This window comes from Prevotella merdae, assembly GCF_900290275.1.
In the GTDB taxonomy this organism is placed as follows: Bacteria; Bacteroidota; Bacteroidia; order Bacteroidales; family Bacteroidaceae; genus Prevotella; species Prevotella merdae.
Window position 1 is genome coordinate 174239 of the sequence record NZ_LT985323.1, and the last position, 16186, is coordinate 190424.

Below are 16186 nucleotides of genomic sequence, written 5' to 3' on the forward strand. Positions count from 1 at the left end.
AATATATTTACACAAACAATGTGAGTGTATACAGATATATTACGGCAGCAGGAAATGCCATAAGCGAAGAATCGAAACGGTCGAGCATTCCTCCATGTCCAGGCAGAATGTTGCCCGAATCCTTTATGCCGATAGTACGCTTAAGGAGAGACTCAACAAGATCGCCCCATGTTCCGAAGAGCACAACAACCAATCCTAAGCCCATCCATTGTGGTACGGTAAGTATTAGCTCGGTAGCTGTCTCGTGCATATCCGAATTCTGATACATGCCAACAAGGGCTGCAACCAAGAGTACAAGAAGTCCGCCACCGATGCTTCCTTCCCAACTCTTGCCTGGCGACACACGTGGAAATAGTTTATGCTTTCCAAAGAGCGAGCCGCTAAGATAAGCACCCGTATCATTGGTCCAAAGAAACACAAAGATACTTAACGGTGCCAAGTAGTTGTATACAACTCCATTGCCTACACCACGGAATGCCAACACATTGACCATAGCAAACGGCAACGCGATGTACATCTGCGACAACATGGTGTAAGCCCAGTTGTTTATGGGGTTAGGCGCCTTGGTATAGAGCTCGGCAATGAACATGTACACCACAGTAAGCAGATAGGGTATGAACACTGCCGAAGGTACAATGCCTGCACAGAAACCTGCCATGCCAAGGAAGAAGTATACGGCTGCCACTGTAGCAAGAAAGCGGTTTACGCATACATTCTCTATCCCGTTGACAATGCCGGTATACTCCCATACGGTGAGTCCGGTTACGAGTGCAAACAACAGTATCATTGCCTCTGGACGCATAAAGCACACTACTATGGCTGTCACGAATATGACGCCAGTAATCGAGCGTGTTATGAGATTCTTCATTTTATCACTCATCGTCATTAGTATTTAAGTTAGCCTTTTTAGCAGCTTCATGCTCGGCTTGCGCCTCTTTTACCTCATCAGGCATGTCCTCAAGCTTGGGAGTGTTATCCTCCATTATCTCTTCAGAACGACTAACCCAAGGACGCTTTCCAAAGATTTGCTCCACATCCTCAGCAAATATCACCTCACGAGTCATCAGCAATTCGGCAAGCTTGTTGTGGCCCTCGCTGTGCTCCTTCAATATCTGCTTGGCGCGTGCATACTCATCGTTTATCATCTTGAGCACCTCATCGTCCATAATCTTGGCTGTTGTCTCCGAGTAAGGACGCTGGAACTGATACTCCTGATTGTTATAGTAGCAGATGTTTGGCAAGCGTTCGCTCATACCGGCATATGCAATCATACCATAAGCCGACTTAGTGGCACGCTCAAGGTCGTTCATAGCACCCGTAGATATATGTCCGGTGAACAGCTCTTCGGCAGCACGTCCGCCAAGCAAGGCACACATCTCGTCGAGCATCTGCTCCTTAGTTGTAATCTGACGTTCCTCAGGCAAATACCAAGCTGCACCAAGGGCACGTCCACGCGGCACAATGCTAACCTTGACAAGAGGATTGGCATGCTCGCAGAACCATGATACAGTGGCATGACCTGCCTCATGCAATGCAATGGTGCGTTTCTCATCATTGGTCATAACCTTGGTCTTCTTCTCCAATCCGCCAATGATACGGTCTACAGCGTTGAGGAAGTCTTGCTTGCCTACAGTCTTATTGTTATGACGTGCCGCGATAAGAGCAGCCTCATTACATACATTTGCAATATCTGCACCCGAGAAGCCAGGAGTCTGACGCGAGAGGAAATCGATATCAACCGTGTCATCTATCTTTACCTTACGCAGGTGCACCTGGAATATCTCCTTACGCTCAGTAAGGTCAGGCAAGTCTACGCTAATCTGACGGTCGAAACGTCCGGCACGCAGCAACGCCTTGTCAAGCATGTCGGCACGGTTGGTAGCTGCAAGTATTATGACACCGCTGTTTGTGCCAAATCCATCCATCTCTGTAAGCAACGCGTTGAGCGTATTCTCGCGTTCGTCATTGCCTCCCATTGCAGGGTTCTTGCTGCGGGCACGTCCTACAGCATCAATCTCGTCGATAAAGATAATGCATGGAGCCTTCTCCTTAGCTTGACGGAATAGGTCGCGCACACGGCTTGCACCTACACCAACAAACATCTCAACGAAGTCGGAACCGCTCATCGAGAAGAATGGCACACCAGCCTCGCCAGCTACAGCTTTAGCAAGCAAGGTCTTACCTGTACCCGGAGGACCTACAAGTAATGCACCCTTAGGAATCTTTCCACCTAAGTCGGTATACTTTTGAGGCTCCTTAAGGAAGTCAACTATCTCTTGCACCTCTTGCTTGGCACCAGCCTGTCCAGCCACATCCTTAAATGTTATGCCAAGGTCATTACCCTTCTCGTACATCTGTGCTTTCGACTTGCCGACGCTAAATACGCCGCCACCGCCGCCGCCACCGCCCATACGGCGCATCATAAACACCCAGAGTATGACGAAGAAGATTATAGGTCCGAAGGTATAGAATATGGTTGTCAGACCCGAGCTTGTGTCCTTCTCGTAGCTATAGTCCATTATCTTGTTCTGCTGCTGTGCGGTTGCAAGATAATTGTCGAGAGCCTCGGCCGAACCATAAGTCACGCTTACAAATGGATTTTGTCCCAGTTGCTGAGCCGACTTACCAAAGACATCGCGCATCTTCTCGGGCTTGATATACATACGCAACGTACCCTTGTCCTTATTGACAACCACGCTGCGGGCATAACCCTTCTGCACGTACATCTTGAACTTAGTGTATGTGGCATTCTGCGTGGCCGACGGACCACCCAAAAGCATGTCGCCACCATCCGAAAAGATCAGCACAGCCAGCAACACGATGACGATGGTATAAATCCAGTTCATATTGAACTTTGGCATCTTGGGCTGGTTGTCGCCTAACTGATTTCTATTGTTGTCCATTGTTTAAATTACTAATCGATGTTTGGAATCTCTGTAATGACAGCATCCTGCCACAGATTCTCCAGATTATAAAAGTCGCGTGCCTCTGGAATAAACACGTGCACCAATACGTCTACATAGTCCATTGCTACCCAGTAAGCCTGTGGCAAACCCTGAACATGTACTGGCTTCTCGCCTGCCTCAACACGTGCAATCTCGCTAACAGAGTCGGCAATAGCCTCAACTTGCGAAGGCGAATTGCCCTGGCATATAACGAAGTAGTTTGCTATCGAACCATCCAAACCACGAAGATCGGCTATGGTTATGTTCTGCCCTTTTTTCTCTTGAATACCCTTTACGATAGCGTCAACCAATTTGTCTTTAGTTTCCATTCAAATTCTTCTGATTTCTGATTTTAAATTTATTAAATACCGCTTTTTATATACACGGCCTGCACTTGCAGCGCACACCGACATATATATTATATAATGTGTAAACGCCTCGCCACAAAGCTTGTTAAAAGCCCTTGCCCAACTGGCGCTTAGACTCTACAAAGTTACGGCTAAATATCCGAATAACGACTAAAATAGGTGGAAATCGCCAGTTTATTGCATTTTTTTAATGAAAAACGCATACATTTACAAAAAAATCGGTGAAAACACTTGGCGATTAAAAAAATATTCGTACCTTTGCAGACGCAATGAGGCAACAAGTTGCGACACATTAAAATTGGGATATGGTGTAATGGTAACACTACAGATTCTGGTCCTGTCATTCTTGGTTCGAGTCCGAGTATCCCAACCATAAACAACCTATCTAATGAGGGTACATGTTGAAATGTGTCAAAACTAACTCATTAGCAAAATTGGGATATGGTGTAATGGTAACACTACAGATTCTGGTCCTGTCATTCTTGGTTCGAGTCCGAGTATCCCAACAAATGAGAGGTGAACATCATTGATGTTTGCCTCTTTTTTTTTGAAATCTATGACGATACAGTTCAACATAAGCCACGATGCCCCTTACGGCGAAGAGGTACTGCTCAATGTGCTTGTCAATGATGACGAAGGAAACACACGGGCGGTAGCACTTGATATGCGCACCTCTGATGGTCAACATTGGACATACAAGTTGAACAACATTGACAGGCAGAACCAAAGCCGCATAGATTATTTTTTCTCAACAACATTCGCTGGACACGAACGCATGCGCGAATGGACTGGCATTACACACCGACTTGACCTCAACATTACACGTTGCGAGAATCTTAACATTCACAACGTGTGGCACAACACGCCCGAAAACGTACTGTTCTACTCGTATGCGTATACCGAATGCAAGGAACCACGCCCTATATCCACACCGTCGCGATGCCTATATACAAAGACATTGCGCCTTATAGTAAGAGCGCCCAAGCTGCGTTCTGGCGAACGTCTGTTTATTACAGGCAAAGGCAAGGCTTTCGGCGAATGGAATATAGAGAACGCCATTGCCATGACCGAACATAACACCGGAGAATGGCAGGCTGACATCAATGCCATACATATTGGACACGAGGCTGAGTTTCGCTTCTTTGCCGTTGACAAGGATGGAACTATGACCAACGAGAACGGTGCCAACCGCATCATTGACATGCCACATATGCAAATGGGCGATATGATAGTGTTCGAACTACCCGAAGCAGATGTAGACATTCCTTGCCCAGAGCCGAACATAATATATGCATCAATAGCCAACTTGCGCTGCGCTGACAGTTTCGGCGTGGGCGACTTTGGCGATTTGGCATCCTTTGTTAGCAATGTTGCACGCAAGGCATCGGCAAGTGTAGTGCGCATAACTCCTACAAATGATACACAGTCGACCAATACAGCAGCCGATGCCAGCCCGCACTCTATCATAAGCGTATATGCCTTGCATCCACTTCTGTGCGACATAAGACAGTTGCCTACGATTGAAGATGCATGCGAACAGCAACACATGGAGGCATTGCGCCATCAGCTCAATGCCCTGCCCTACAACGACTATCTTGCCACATTGGAGGCAAAACTCGACTACATACATATTGCATTCGTACAGGAAGGCGACCACATTATGCACTCGGCTGCTTTCAAGCAATGGTTTGCGGCTAACGAATATTGGCTTGTACCCTATGCACAATACAGTTATCTGCGTGAGGCTTACAACCAACCAAACTTCCGTATATGGCCTAACCACAACGAATGGACCGAGGCAGAGCGTGGACAATTGCAAAACCCGCGCACAAAGGCATACAAGAAATTGGCTTTCTACTACTATGTTCAGTACATTCTGCACACCCAATTATGTAGAGTACACACCATAGCACGCGACAATGGCATTGTGCTCATGGGCGACCTAACTGCCATAATAAATCCTAACGGTTGCGATGTATGGCAAGAGCAAAGCAATGTTGGCACAGACCATTGGTGGACACGCCGCCTAAAAGCCGCCAAGCAATACTATGATGCATGCTTCGTAACTACCGATATAGCCAAGCGACAGCGCGTGGCAGACGCAACAAGAATGTGGATGAGCACAAACAACTAACATGATTATTTTCCACTAACATTCACGTTGCATCTCCTTGGCACATCACATTCCTATTACCATGGACATGACAACAGCAGAGACAGTAAATCATAGTATTTAGGTATTGTGTATAAGTTGAAACCAAACTAACTTTGCAACCGGTAAAACCAAAGGCTTTAACCATACACATATATATAAATAAAAACAATTAAAATTATGAAAAAGACAGTTATCATCTATGGCACAAGCACTGGTACTTGTGAAGATCTTGCTGGCAGAATTGGAGCAAAGTTGGGCGTGGACAACATTATCAATGTTACCGATATGGACGATAGTGTGATTGCCGACAACGATAACCTTATCCTTGGTACATCTACTTGGGGAGCCGGCGAAATGCAGGACGACTGGTATGATGGCATTAAGGTTATCAAAAATGCCGACCTTAGCGGCAAGACTGTAGCGCTTTTCGGCTGTGGCGACTCTGAATCTTATCCTGACACATTTGTGGGCGGAATGGCCGAGATATACAATGCCGTGAAGAAGGCTGGCGCTAATGTTATTGGAGCTGTCGCAACTGACGGCTATACGTTTGACGAGTCAGAATCGGTTGTTGACGACAAGTTTGTTGGACTGGCCTTGGATGAAGTGAACGAGGACGGCAAGACCGACGAGCGCATAGATGCCTGGGTGGCTGAAATAAAGCCAAACCTTTAGTATACACACAAGTTCTTATTAAATAATAAAAACAAGTTATCAATCATGCAGCAATCCACAGCATTACCTGTAGACATGAAGGTTCTGATGAACCACATCTACGAATACAAGAAGGGAGTGCGCCGTATGGTACTCTTCACTTTCAACAAGAAATACGAGGACTTTGCTATCCGCAGACTGGAAAGCCAAAACATCAAATATGTTATACAGCCTGTTGGCAACGACCGACTTAATTTGTATTTCGGCAGAGAAGAGTGCCTTAACGCTATACGCATGATTGTAACACGTCCGCTTAACCTGCTCACTCCCGAGGAAGACTTTATGCTTGGAGCTATGCTTGGTTATGACATTTGCGCACAATGCGAGAGATACTGCGAGCGCAAGGATAAATGTATTAATGCCAATTGAACAAACCGCTATTCGCACATAAGTTCAAAATTGCATTCTATCGGCTAAAGTTCTTTACGGACAACATGAAGCAAAGACAGCTTGTTTATGTTATTTAGACAAGATAACTGTAGAGAATTGGTTTATTTTTAAGAATGGAAAACAAAAGAGTGGGTGTTGGCTGTCTATACTACAATATTAGTTTGGCTGGAATTGCAGCCAAACACTCGCGGCTTGCACCCTCTCTTTACCAATAAACATTAATCACCGACAATAGATATCGGTTTTCACTTTTCTTCAATTCTTTTTTTTCAATAATCCTACCTTAATCCAATGATAATACAAAGATAAACACTAACTTTGCGGAACCTAAACAAAGCAACAATCTAAAAGATGATGAAGAAGAGTATTTCGGCATTTTTGCTACTTGCTGCCATATCCCAGACAGCCAATGCCCAAAACGCACAACAGATGCGCTACTGGTTCGACCGCCCTACAAGTGTGCGCGGTGCCGCAGTGTGGTATAACGGACATCCCGAGAAATGGAATGACGCCAACAAGCCTATTACTGCTGGCGACGCTGTACGCAATCCTGACCCCGAATGGGAATCGCAATCGCTGCCTATAGGCAATGGTTATATAGGTGCCAATATTATGGGATCGGTGGAGGCAGAGCGTCTTACTATCAACGAAAAGTCGCTATGGCGCGGCGGACCTAATACCAAAAAGGGTGCCAGCTACTACTGGAACGTAAACAAGCAATCGGCACATGTGCTGAAGGATATACGAAAGGCGTTTGCCGAGAACGACTGGAAAAAGGCTGCCGAACTAACATGCAAGAACTTCAACAGCGAGGTGCCTTACGGCTCGGCTGACGAGACTCCATCACGATTTGGAAGCTTTACAACAGCAGGAGAACTGTATGTGGAGACCGGACTTAACGGTATAGGCATGACAGGATATAGACGCGAACTGTCGTTAGACTCGGCTTTGGCACACGTGGAGTTTGCCAAGGACGGCGTGACATACCGACGTGACTACTTTGCAAGCTTCCCTGCAAACGTCATTGCTGTGCGCTTTGGTGCCTCAAAGACTGGCAAGCAGAACCTCGTGATATCATATGCACCCAACCCTGTATCCGAAGGAAAAATGACAGCCAACGGCAATAACGAACTGCTGTGGAAAGCCATACTCGACAACAACAACATGCAATATGCCGTAAGAATTAAAGCCATAAACAAGGGTGGAAGCATAAGCAACGACGGGGGACGATTGATTGTAAAGAACGCAGACGAGGTATTGATACTGCTGACTGCCGATACAGACTATAAGGAAAACTTTGATCCCGACTTTAACGACCCAAAAACATACGTGGGTGAAGACCCTGTGGCAAACACAGGCAAATGGATGGAACTGGCCTCTACAAAAGGATACAACCAATTGCTTGACGAACATTATGCCGACTACACACAGTTGTTCAGCCGTGTTAGTCTGCAACTGAACGACGCGTCTGCCACTAAGAACGATCGCCCCATAAACCAACGACTTGCCGACTATAGACGTGGCAAGCAAGACCCATATCTGGAACAACTGTACTATCAGTTTGGTAGATACCTGCTTATAGCATCGTCGAGACCTGGCAACTTGCCGGCAAACCTACAAGGAATATGGCATAACAACGTTGACGGACCGTGGCGCGTGGACTATCACAACAATATCAATCTGCAGATGAACTACTGGCCAGCCTGCCAAACAAACCTAATGGAGTGCGAGCAGCCACTGTTCAACTTCATACGCGGACTGATAAAGCCGGGCGAAGTTACAGCAAAGGCTTACTTCGGTACACGAGGATGGACAACATCGGTATCTGGCAATCCATTCGGATTCACCTCACCTCTTGACAGCGAAGACATGTCATGGAACTTCTCGCCATTTGCCGGACCATGGCTCGCAACACATCTGTGGAACCACTACGACTACACACGCGACCGTAAATGGCTTGCCAACGAAGCCTACGACATTATAAAAGGAGCAGCCGACTTTGCCGCTGACTATCTATGGCATCGCCCTGACGGAGTGTATACAGCCGCACCATCCACATCGCCAGAGCACGGTCCGATAGACGAGGGAGCCACATTCGCACATGCCGTAATACGCGAGATTTTGCTCGATGCCATTGATGCCAACAAGACATTAGGTCGTAATGCTAAGGAACGCAGCTCATGGGAAGACGCCCTGAAACATATAGCACCTTATAAGACAGGACGTTATGGACAGCTTATGGAATGGTCGAAAGACATTGACGATCCTAAGGACGAGCACCGACATGTAAACCATCTGTTTGGTCTGCATCCAGGACATACCATCTCGCCAGTAACGACACCCGACCTTGCAAAGGCAGCACGCATAGTGCTTGAACATCGTGGTGATGGGGCTACTGGATGGTCTATGGGATGGAAACTTAACCAATGGGCTCGCCTGCACGACGGCAATCATGCATACATGCTATACGGCAACCTATTGAAGAATGGTACATTGGACAACCTTTGGGACACACATGCCCCATTCCAGATAGACGGAAACTTTGGCGGCACAGCAGGCGTTACAGAGATGCTTATGCAGAGTCATATGGGCTTTGTACATCTATTGCCTGCACTGCCAGACGCATGGAACAGTGGCTCGGTTAAGGGATTGCGCGCACGTGGCAACTTTGTTGTGGACATATTCTGGAAGGATGGAAAGCTGGAATATGCAGAAATTCACTCGGGTTCGGGTGGCGAATGCAAGGTGCGCTATGTCGAACAAACCAAGGTATTGAAGACCCAGAAAGGCAAAACGTATAAGGTTGAGTTTTAGTAAAAAAATAAATACATGAAAAAAACAACAAAGAAGTGGATAGCGACAGTATCTGCCGTAATACTGGCAATACTGATTGCCGTAATAACATATGGCTCGTTCTACCTTGTAGACTATGCCTTGACAAGCAAACCACAATCGCATAAAAAGAACTGGGGAAAGGCTTTCGCATGGTATCCAGAACTGCGTCCGTGGCTTGACAGTATACGTGCCGAGCGCGCATGGAGCGATACCTTTGCCATTATGCCCGACGGCACACGTGCACATGCCGTGCTTATACGCTCTACAAAGGCAAATGGCCGAACGGCAGTGGTGGTGCATGGCTACACCAACAACTCTATAGACATGCTACACATTGCACGTATATATAATAAGGAGATGCACTACAACATCGTGCTGCCCGACCTTCACGGACATGGACTTACGGGTGGCAACGACATACAAATGGGATGGAAAGACCGCATCGATGTGCTAAAATGGATAGAAATGGCGCCCAAGACATTCGGCATAAGCGCCGACTCGATGCGTATAGTTGTACACGGCATATCAATGGGAGCCGCTACAACAATGTGCGTAAGCGGTGAGAAAACACCAAAATATGTACGTTGCTTTGTGGAGGATTGCGGATACACAAGTGCCTGGGATGAGTTTAAGCACGAGTTGCACGGACGCTACTCGTTACCGGCATTCCCATTGCTATACACAGCATCTTGGCTTACAAAGGCAAAATATGGTTGGTCGTTCAAGGAGGCATCACCTCTAAAGCAAGTGGCAAAATGCACAAAACCTATGCTCTTTATACACGGCGACAAGGACACCTTTGTGCCTACATGGATGGTTTATCCATTATACGAGGCCAAGCCACATCCCAAGAAGTTGTGGATAGCACCAGGCAGTGGCCACGCCTTTGCCTATCGCGACCACCGCAAGGAATATATTAAAAAGGTGGAGGAATTTGTAAACCAATACAACACTCCCCGTTATTGTCGTACAAGCGAGTAGATAATGTGTGCCGCACTCTTTGAAGGACTGTCGGCACCTATCTTCTGCCAAATGCGATCATAACCTTCGAGCATCCTATCGCGGGCAGAACAGCCTGGCAGGATAGCCGATAATTCGTGGGCGATATTGGCAACAGAGAAGGTGTCGGCTACAAGCTCGCGCACCACCTCGCTATCGTCTATAAGATTAACCAACGATATGTACTTAACTTTAAGCACATGACGGCGTAGAAAAGCTATAAGCTTAGGCAGTGGAGTTTCGTAGCATACCACCTGAGGAACACGAAATAAAGCTGTCTCAAGAGTAGCGGTACCACTCGTGACAACAGCTGCTACAGCATGCGAAAGCAACGAATATGTATCGTTGTCTACTATTGCGACATCCCTACCAGATATAAACTCCTTATAGTATTCGCTAAGAATTCCTGGCGCACCAGCAAGCACAAGCTGATAATCAGGAAAGCTGCTTGCCGCCTGAATCATTGCCGGCAGATTATCCTTTATCTCTTGACGTCGGCTGCCAGCCAAAAGGGCTATTATTGGCTTATTAGCCAAACCGTGACGACGGCAGAAATCAACTGTAGTCTCGTGGTATGAGTCTTGGAACTGGCGCACCTCCTCGGCAGTAGGATTGCCCACATAGTGTATGGGATAATGATGCTTCTGCTCAAAGAAAGGCACCTCAAACGGCAAGATAGAGAACATCTCGTCGACATCGCGCTTTATATTCTTTATACGCCACTCCTTCCAGGCCCAAATCTTAGGCGATATGTAGTAATATACTGGTATGTTGGTCTTGGCATGAACATACTTGGCAATATCGAGATTAAAGCCAGGATAGTCGACAAGAATAAGAGCATCAGGCTGCCACTCTACGATGTCGCGCTTGCACATGGCCATATTCTTGAAGATAGTGTGCAAATGCAAGAGCACAGGAATAAAACCCATATAGGCAAGTTCGCGGTAATGTCGCACACGCTTGCCTCCTACAGCCGACATAAGGTTGCCACCAAAGAAGCGAAACTCGGGGTTGTCGTCAACCTGTTTAAGCGCCGCCATAAGATGCGAAGCGTGCAAGTCGCCCGATGCTTCGCCAACTATCAGGTAATACTTCATAATTTCCAGTTTTTCAGAGTGTCATAATCCGTTACATCTATGCGTGTAGGCGTTATAGCTACATAGCCGTGGGTAAGAGCCCAGTTGTCGGTATCGGTGGCATCTGGCTCGTCGTTGCGGTAAGAGCCAGTCATCCAAAAATAGTCGTAACCATGCGGATGGCGCATCTTGACACATTCGTTATACCATGTTCCAAATGCCATGCGGCACACACGTACACCATTAAAGGTGTCGAGCTTAGGGAAGTTGACGTTCAGGCACACTCCCTTAGGCAGTCCTTCGGCCAATACCTTCTGCACAATCTGACGCACATAAGGGCGCAAAGGCTCAAAGTTGGCATCGTCAGCAAAATCGCACAACGAGAAACCTATAGACGGTATGTACTTCATACAACCCTCCAACGTAACACCCATCGTACCGCTATAGTGTACATTGACAGATGCATTGTCGCCGTGATTAATACCGCCAACTATAAGGTCGGGCATACGATTGGCAAGCAATTCGTGCAAGGCAAGCTTTACACAGTCGACCGGTGTGCCGTTGCACGACCACATCTCATAGCCGTCGCCTTCCTTGCGACGCAGCTTAAGACGCAAGGGAACAGTGGCAGAGAAAGCTGTAGCAAAACCCGAACGAGCCGACTCGGGAGCGCAAACCACAATGTCGGCAAGGTCGCGAAGCATGTCGATAAGCTGGTTGATACCCTTGGCATGATAGCCGTCGTCGTTCGAAATTAGTATTAATGGTCTTTTAATATTCATAAATTTGTCTTTATTTTCATTTGCAAATGTACGAAAAAAGGTTTAAACGGGCAGTATCTCGCATAAAATATGTAACTTTGCCGAATAATTTTGACGCAAATGGGAAAGATAATAGCATTGGCCAACCAAAAAGGTGGAGTTGGCAAGACAACAACAACGATTAATCTCGCAGCATCTCTCGCTACTTTTGAGAAGACGGTGCTCGTAGTAGATGCCGACCCGCAGGCTAATGCCTCAAGCGGACTCGGAGTAGATATACAAGAAATCGACTGCTCACTCTACGAATGTATTATCGACCAAGCCGACGTGCGCGATGCCGTCTACACCACAGACATAAACGGGCTTGACATCATTCCAAGCCATATCGACCTCGTGGGAGCAGAGATTGAAATGCTCAACCTTAAGAACCGCGAGCGTATCATCAAGAACATGCTCGACAAGATACGCGACGACTACGACTACATCCTTATCGACTGCAGCCCGTCGCTTGGACTTATCACAGTCAACGCTCTTACAGCTGCCGACTCGGTGATAATACCAGTACAATGCGAGTACTTTGCCTTGGAGGGCATAACAAAACTGCTCAACACCATTAAGATAATCAAGAGCAAGCTGAACCCAAGTCTGGAAATAGAAGGATTCTTGCTCACTATGTACGACAGCCGCCTGCGCCTTGCCAACCAAATATACGACGAGGTGAAGAGACACTTCCAAGAACTGGTGTTCAAGACAGTTATACAACGTAACGTAAAATTGAGCGAAAGTCCAAGCCACGGACTGCCAGTTATACTGTACGACGCAGACTCGGCTGGCTCGAAGAACCACTTGGCTCTGGCCAAGGAAATAATCAATAAGAACGACAAATAAATGGCAGTACACAAGAAATACAACAGAAGCGTGCTCGGACGTGGACTCGACGACATAGAAGGAGGCAAAGGGCTCGACGCGCTTATCGACACTGGAAGCGTGCGCACGCAAGGCTCGTCGACCATAAGCGAGATTCCACTCGATCAAATCGAGGCTAATCCTAACCAACCACGCCGAGACTTTGACGAGGAGGCTTTGCAAGAGTTGGCTACAAGCATTGAGCAGATTGGCATCATTCAGCCTATAACGCTCAGACAGACTGCCGAAAACCATTACCAGATTATTGCAGGCGAGCGACGTTGGCGTGCCTCACAGATAGCCGGGCTGTATGCAATCCCTGCATATATACGCACCATTAACGACGAGAGCATCATGGAGATGGCTCTTATCGAAAACATACAACGCGAGGACCTCAATGCCATAGAGATTGCTCTTGCATACGAACATCTGCTTGACGCTGAGGGAATGACACAGGAAAAAGTGTCTGAACGCGTGGGCAAGAGCCGCACAGCCATAACCAACTATCTACGACTGCTGCGTCTGCCGGCACAAGTGCAGATAGCATTGCAGAAGAAGGAGATAGATATGGGACATGCACGCGCTCTATTAGCTGTAGACTCGCCATCGTTGCAGATTAAACTGTTCAACGAAGTTGTAAAGTACGGCTACTCTGTACGCAAAGTAGAGGAAATGGCAAAGATGCTTAAAAACGGCGAAGACGTTGAGAGCGGGCGCAAGAAGATTGTGGCTAAAGCCAAACTGCCAGAAGAATTCAACGTACTGCGCAATAGCCTGTCGGACTTCTTGCAGACCAAGGTACAGATGACATGCTCGCCTAAAGGCAAGGGCAAGATAACCATCCCCTTCGACAACGAAGGCGAACTGGAACGCATTATGAGCGTTTTCGATAAAATGAGACAATAGATTTTCGGTTGATAATAAATGATTACAGTGAAGAATATTTTGCTGAACATACTGCCTACATTGATTGTTGCAACTATCATGATGCTTATGCCCTCCTCTGCGGCAGCGCAACAGAGGGCCGACTCGATAGCAGCAATATCAAATATGCAGGACACACTGAAGCTTACCACAATGGCTGCCGACTCAATAAAGTTGACTAAAAAGCGCGACTGGAGTACATGGCGACCTAATGCCAAGCGTGCCATGTGGCTGGCTATCGTACTGCCCGGTGCCGGACAGATATACAACCGCAAATACTGGAAACTGCCTATTGTATACGGTGGTTTCGTAGGATGCGCATACGCTATGCGCTGGAACAACCAGATGTACCGCGACTACTCGCAGGCATATATGGACCTTATGGACGACGACCCAAATACGCAGAGCTATAACCAATTTCTGCATCTTGGAGCTAAGATAGATGAGTCGAACATACAACGATACCAAACCTTGTTTAAAAACCGCAAGGACCGATTCCGCCGCTGGCGCGACCTTAGCTTCTTTTGCATCGTAGGTGTATACGCTCTAAGTATTATAGACGCATATGTGGATGCGTCGCTATCCGAATTTGACATATCAAAGGACCTCAGCCTTAGGGTTGAACCTACTATTATAAATAATGAGCGGGAGCGCAACCCGATAAAGGCCAACAACCTGGGCATGAGCTTCAGCCTGAATTTCTAAGGAAGAAAGTATAAACTTTAAAAGATTGATGAAACAGACATTTGTATTGATAGCCGCAGCAATTATTGGCTTCTCTACCCCAGTCCTCGCGCAGAGCGACGACAACGAGACCGAAATTACCGTAACTAATGCCGAAGGCAAGAAGGAGATTATCGACCTGCCAGAAGCAATGACTAACGAGTACGACTCGCTGCTGTCGGTTTACAACAACCGTACATATCTTAATATTAACACCGACTGCAATATGCCCGACGTAAACCCGGTGTACAGCAAGGAGGTATATAAGGAAAGACTGGCACGCATACCATCGGTTATAGAATTGCCATACAACGATGTGGTGCAGAAGTTTATCGACCGATACAGCGGACGCTTGCGCCGATCGGTTAGCATTATGCTTGGCGCACAAAACTTCTATATGCCTACATTCGAAGAGGCTCTCGAATCGTACGGATTGCCACTTGAGCTGAAGTATCTGCCCGTTATAGAGTCGGCCCTCAACCCAAATGCCGTATCGCACGTAGGTGCTACAGGTCTATGGCAGTTTATGCTTGCTACAGGCAAGCAATACGGACTTGAGATAAACTCACTTGTAGACGAACGTCGCGACCCTGTACGTGCCTCGTATGCAGCAGCACATTATCTGCGCGACCTGTATAAGATATTCGGCGACTGGAATCTCGTTATCGCAGCATACAACTGCGGACCAGAGAATATCAACAAGGCAATACACCGCTCAAACGGTGCTACAGACTATTGGCAGATATATCCATACCTGCCAAAGGAAACAAGAGGATATGTTCCGGCGTTTATCGCCGCAAACTATATAATGAACTACTACTGCGACCACAACATCTGTCCTATGCAGGCCAACCTACCAAGCAAGATCGACACTGTGGTTGTTAGCCGCGACGTTCACTTCGAACAAGTGGCACAGGTGTTAGGCATGGAGATCGACCAAATCAAACAACTAAACCCGCAGTATAGACGCAATATTGTCAATGGCTCTACACGACCAATGGCGCTGCGACTTCCAGCCACACTTGTTGGCAAGTTTATCGACAACGAAGACTCTATATACGCTTATCGACCAGACGTGCTGCTGGCAAAGCGCACAGAGGTTGAGGTAAACGATGATGTTCCCTCGTACTCACGACGCAGCTCAAGCTCGTCAAGAAGCAAGAGTACGTCAAGCCGCAAATCACGCTCTAAGGGCAAGAAGGGAAAGAAGAACAAAGGAGGACGCAACGTAACAATTCGTCAGGGCGACACTCTTTCAGACATTGCCAAACGCAACGGCACTACCGTAAGCAAGCTTAAGAAACTAAACAAAATTAGCGGTAGCAGCATACGCGCAGGCAAGAAGTTACGCATAAAATAGCTACTTACCCAAATACCTATACATAGGAGA

At 47.1% G+C, this 16186-nt stretch carries 14 protein-coding genes and 2 tRNA genes; 11 read left to right on the top strand and 5 right to left on the bottom strand.

What is annotated here, in order from left to right; genetic code table 11:
• Positions 1-7: 7 nt before the first annotated feature.
• From C9991_RS00655 to rsfS, 3 genes are read right to left on the bottom strand one after another with little or no spacing between them, the layout of a single operon-like run.
• Positions 8-880 (bottom strand): phosphatidate cytidylyltransferase, encoded by an 873-nt coding sequence (locus C9991_RS00655; RefSeq protein WP_106810729.1) that lies wholly within the window; start codon positions 878-880, stop codon positions 8-10.
• The gene (gene ftsH / locus C9991_RS00660; RefSeq protein WP_106810730.1) at positions 873-2903 is read right to left on the bottom strand and encodes an ATP-dependent zinc metalloprotease FtsH; all 2031 of its coding nucleotides are present in this window, start codon (positions 2901-2903) and stop codon (positions 873-875) included. The genes C9991_RS00655 and ftsH overlap by 8 nt, the downstream gene beginning before the upstream one ends.
• 11 nt (positions 2904-2914) lie before the next feature.
• On the bottom strand, positions 2915-3274 hold the full coding sequence (rsfS, locus tag C9991_RS00665) for a ribosome silencing factor (protein ID WP_106810731.1): 360 nt from the start codon (positions 3272-3274) through the stop codon (positions 2915-2917).
• A 338-nt stretch (positions 3275-3612) separates the two neighbouring features.
• Between rsfS and C9991_RS00670 the strand changes: the two genes are divergently transcribed.
• The 7 genes from C9991_RS00670 (at position 3613) to C9991_RS00700 (ending at position 10388) form a co-directional block, all read left to right on the top strand.
• A tRNA-Gln gene (locus C9991_RS00670) sits at positions 3613-3686 on the top strand.
• A gap of 62 nt (positions 3687-3748) precedes the next feature.
• Positions 3749-3819 (top strand) — tRNA-Gln (locus C9991_RS00675).
• Positions 3820-3869: 50 nt separating this feature from the next.
• Positions 3870-5447, top strand: coding sequence for a 4-alpha-glucanotransferase (locus C9991_RS00680; RefSeq protein WP_198643723.1), 1578 nt, complete (start codon positions 3870-3872; stop codon positions 5445-5447).
• Between the two features lie 198 nt (positions 5448-5645).
• Positions 5646-6143, top strand: a complete 498-nt coding sequence (gene fldA / locus C9991_RS00685) for a flavodoxin FldA (protein ID WP_106810733.1) — start codon at positions 5646-5648, stop codon at positions 6141-6143.
• A 45-nt stretch (positions 6144-6188) separates the two neighbouring features.
• The gene (locus tag C9991_RS00690; RefSeq protein ID WP_106810734.1) at positions 6189-6551 is read left to right on the top strand and encodes a DUF2023 family protein; all 363 of its coding nucleotides are present in this window, start codon (positions 6189-6191) and stop codon (positions 6549-6551) included.
• Positions 6552-6926: 375 nt separating this feature from the next.
• The gene (locus C9991_RS00695) at positions 6927-9386 is read left to right on the top strand and encodes a glycoside hydrolase family 95 protein (RefSeq protein ID WP_106811705.1); all 2460 of its coding nucleotides are present in this window, start codon (positions 6927-6929) and stop codon (positions 9384-9386) included.
• A 15-nt stretch (positions 9387-9401) separates the two neighbouring features.
• Entirely contained in the window at positions 9402-10388 is a 987-nt protein-coding gene (locus C9991_RS00700) for an alpha/beta hydrolase (protein ID WP_106810735.1), read from the top strand.
• Here C9991_RS00700 and lpxB read toward each other — a convergent pair.
• Entirely contained in the window at positions 10367-11503 is a 1137-nt protein-coding gene (lpxB, locus tag C9991_RS00705) for a lipid-A-disaccharide synthase (protein ID WP_106810736.1), read from the bottom strand. The genes C9991_RS00700 and lpxB overlap by 22 nt on opposite strands.
• Complete coding sequence (surE, locus tag C9991_RS00710) at positions 11500-12264, bottom strand: 5'/3'-nucleotidase SurE (RefSeq protein WP_106810737.1); 765 nt, start codon at positions 12262-12264, stop codon at positions 11500-11502. The genes lpxB and surE overlap by 4 nt, the downstream gene beginning before the upstream one ends.
• 99 nt (positions 12265-12363) lie before the next feature.
• Here surE and C9991_RS00715 point away from each other — a divergent pair, with 99 nt between their 5' ends.
• From C9991_RS00715 to C9991_RS00730, 4 genes are read left to right on the top strand one after another with little or no spacing between them, the layout of a single operon-like run.
• The gene (locus C9991_RS00715; protein WP_106810738.1) at positions 12364-13131 is read left to right on the top strand and encodes a ParA family protein; all 768 of its coding nucleotides are present in this window, start codon (positions 12364-12366) and stop codon (positions 13129-13131) included.
• The gene (locus tag C9991_RS00720; RefSeq protein ID WP_106810739.1) at positions 13132-14055 is read left to right on the top strand and encodes a ParB/RepB/Spo0J family partition protein; all 924 of its coding nucleotides are present in this window, start codon (positions 13132-13134) and stop codon (positions 14053-14055) included.
• A gap of 18 nt (positions 14056-14073) precedes the next feature.
• A complete protein-coding gene (locus tag C9991_RS00725; RefSeq protein ID WP_106810740.1) occupies positions 14074-14778 on the top strand; it encodes a DUF5683 domain-containing protein in 705 nt (234 codons plus the stop codon).
• Between the two features lie 28 nt (positions 14779-14806).
• A complete protein-coding gene (locus C9991_RS00730) occupies positions 14807-16156 on the top strand; it encodes a lytic transglycosylase domain-containing protein (protein WP_106810741.1) in 1350 nt (449 codons plus the stop codon).
• Positions 16157-16186: the final 30 nt, after the last annotated feature.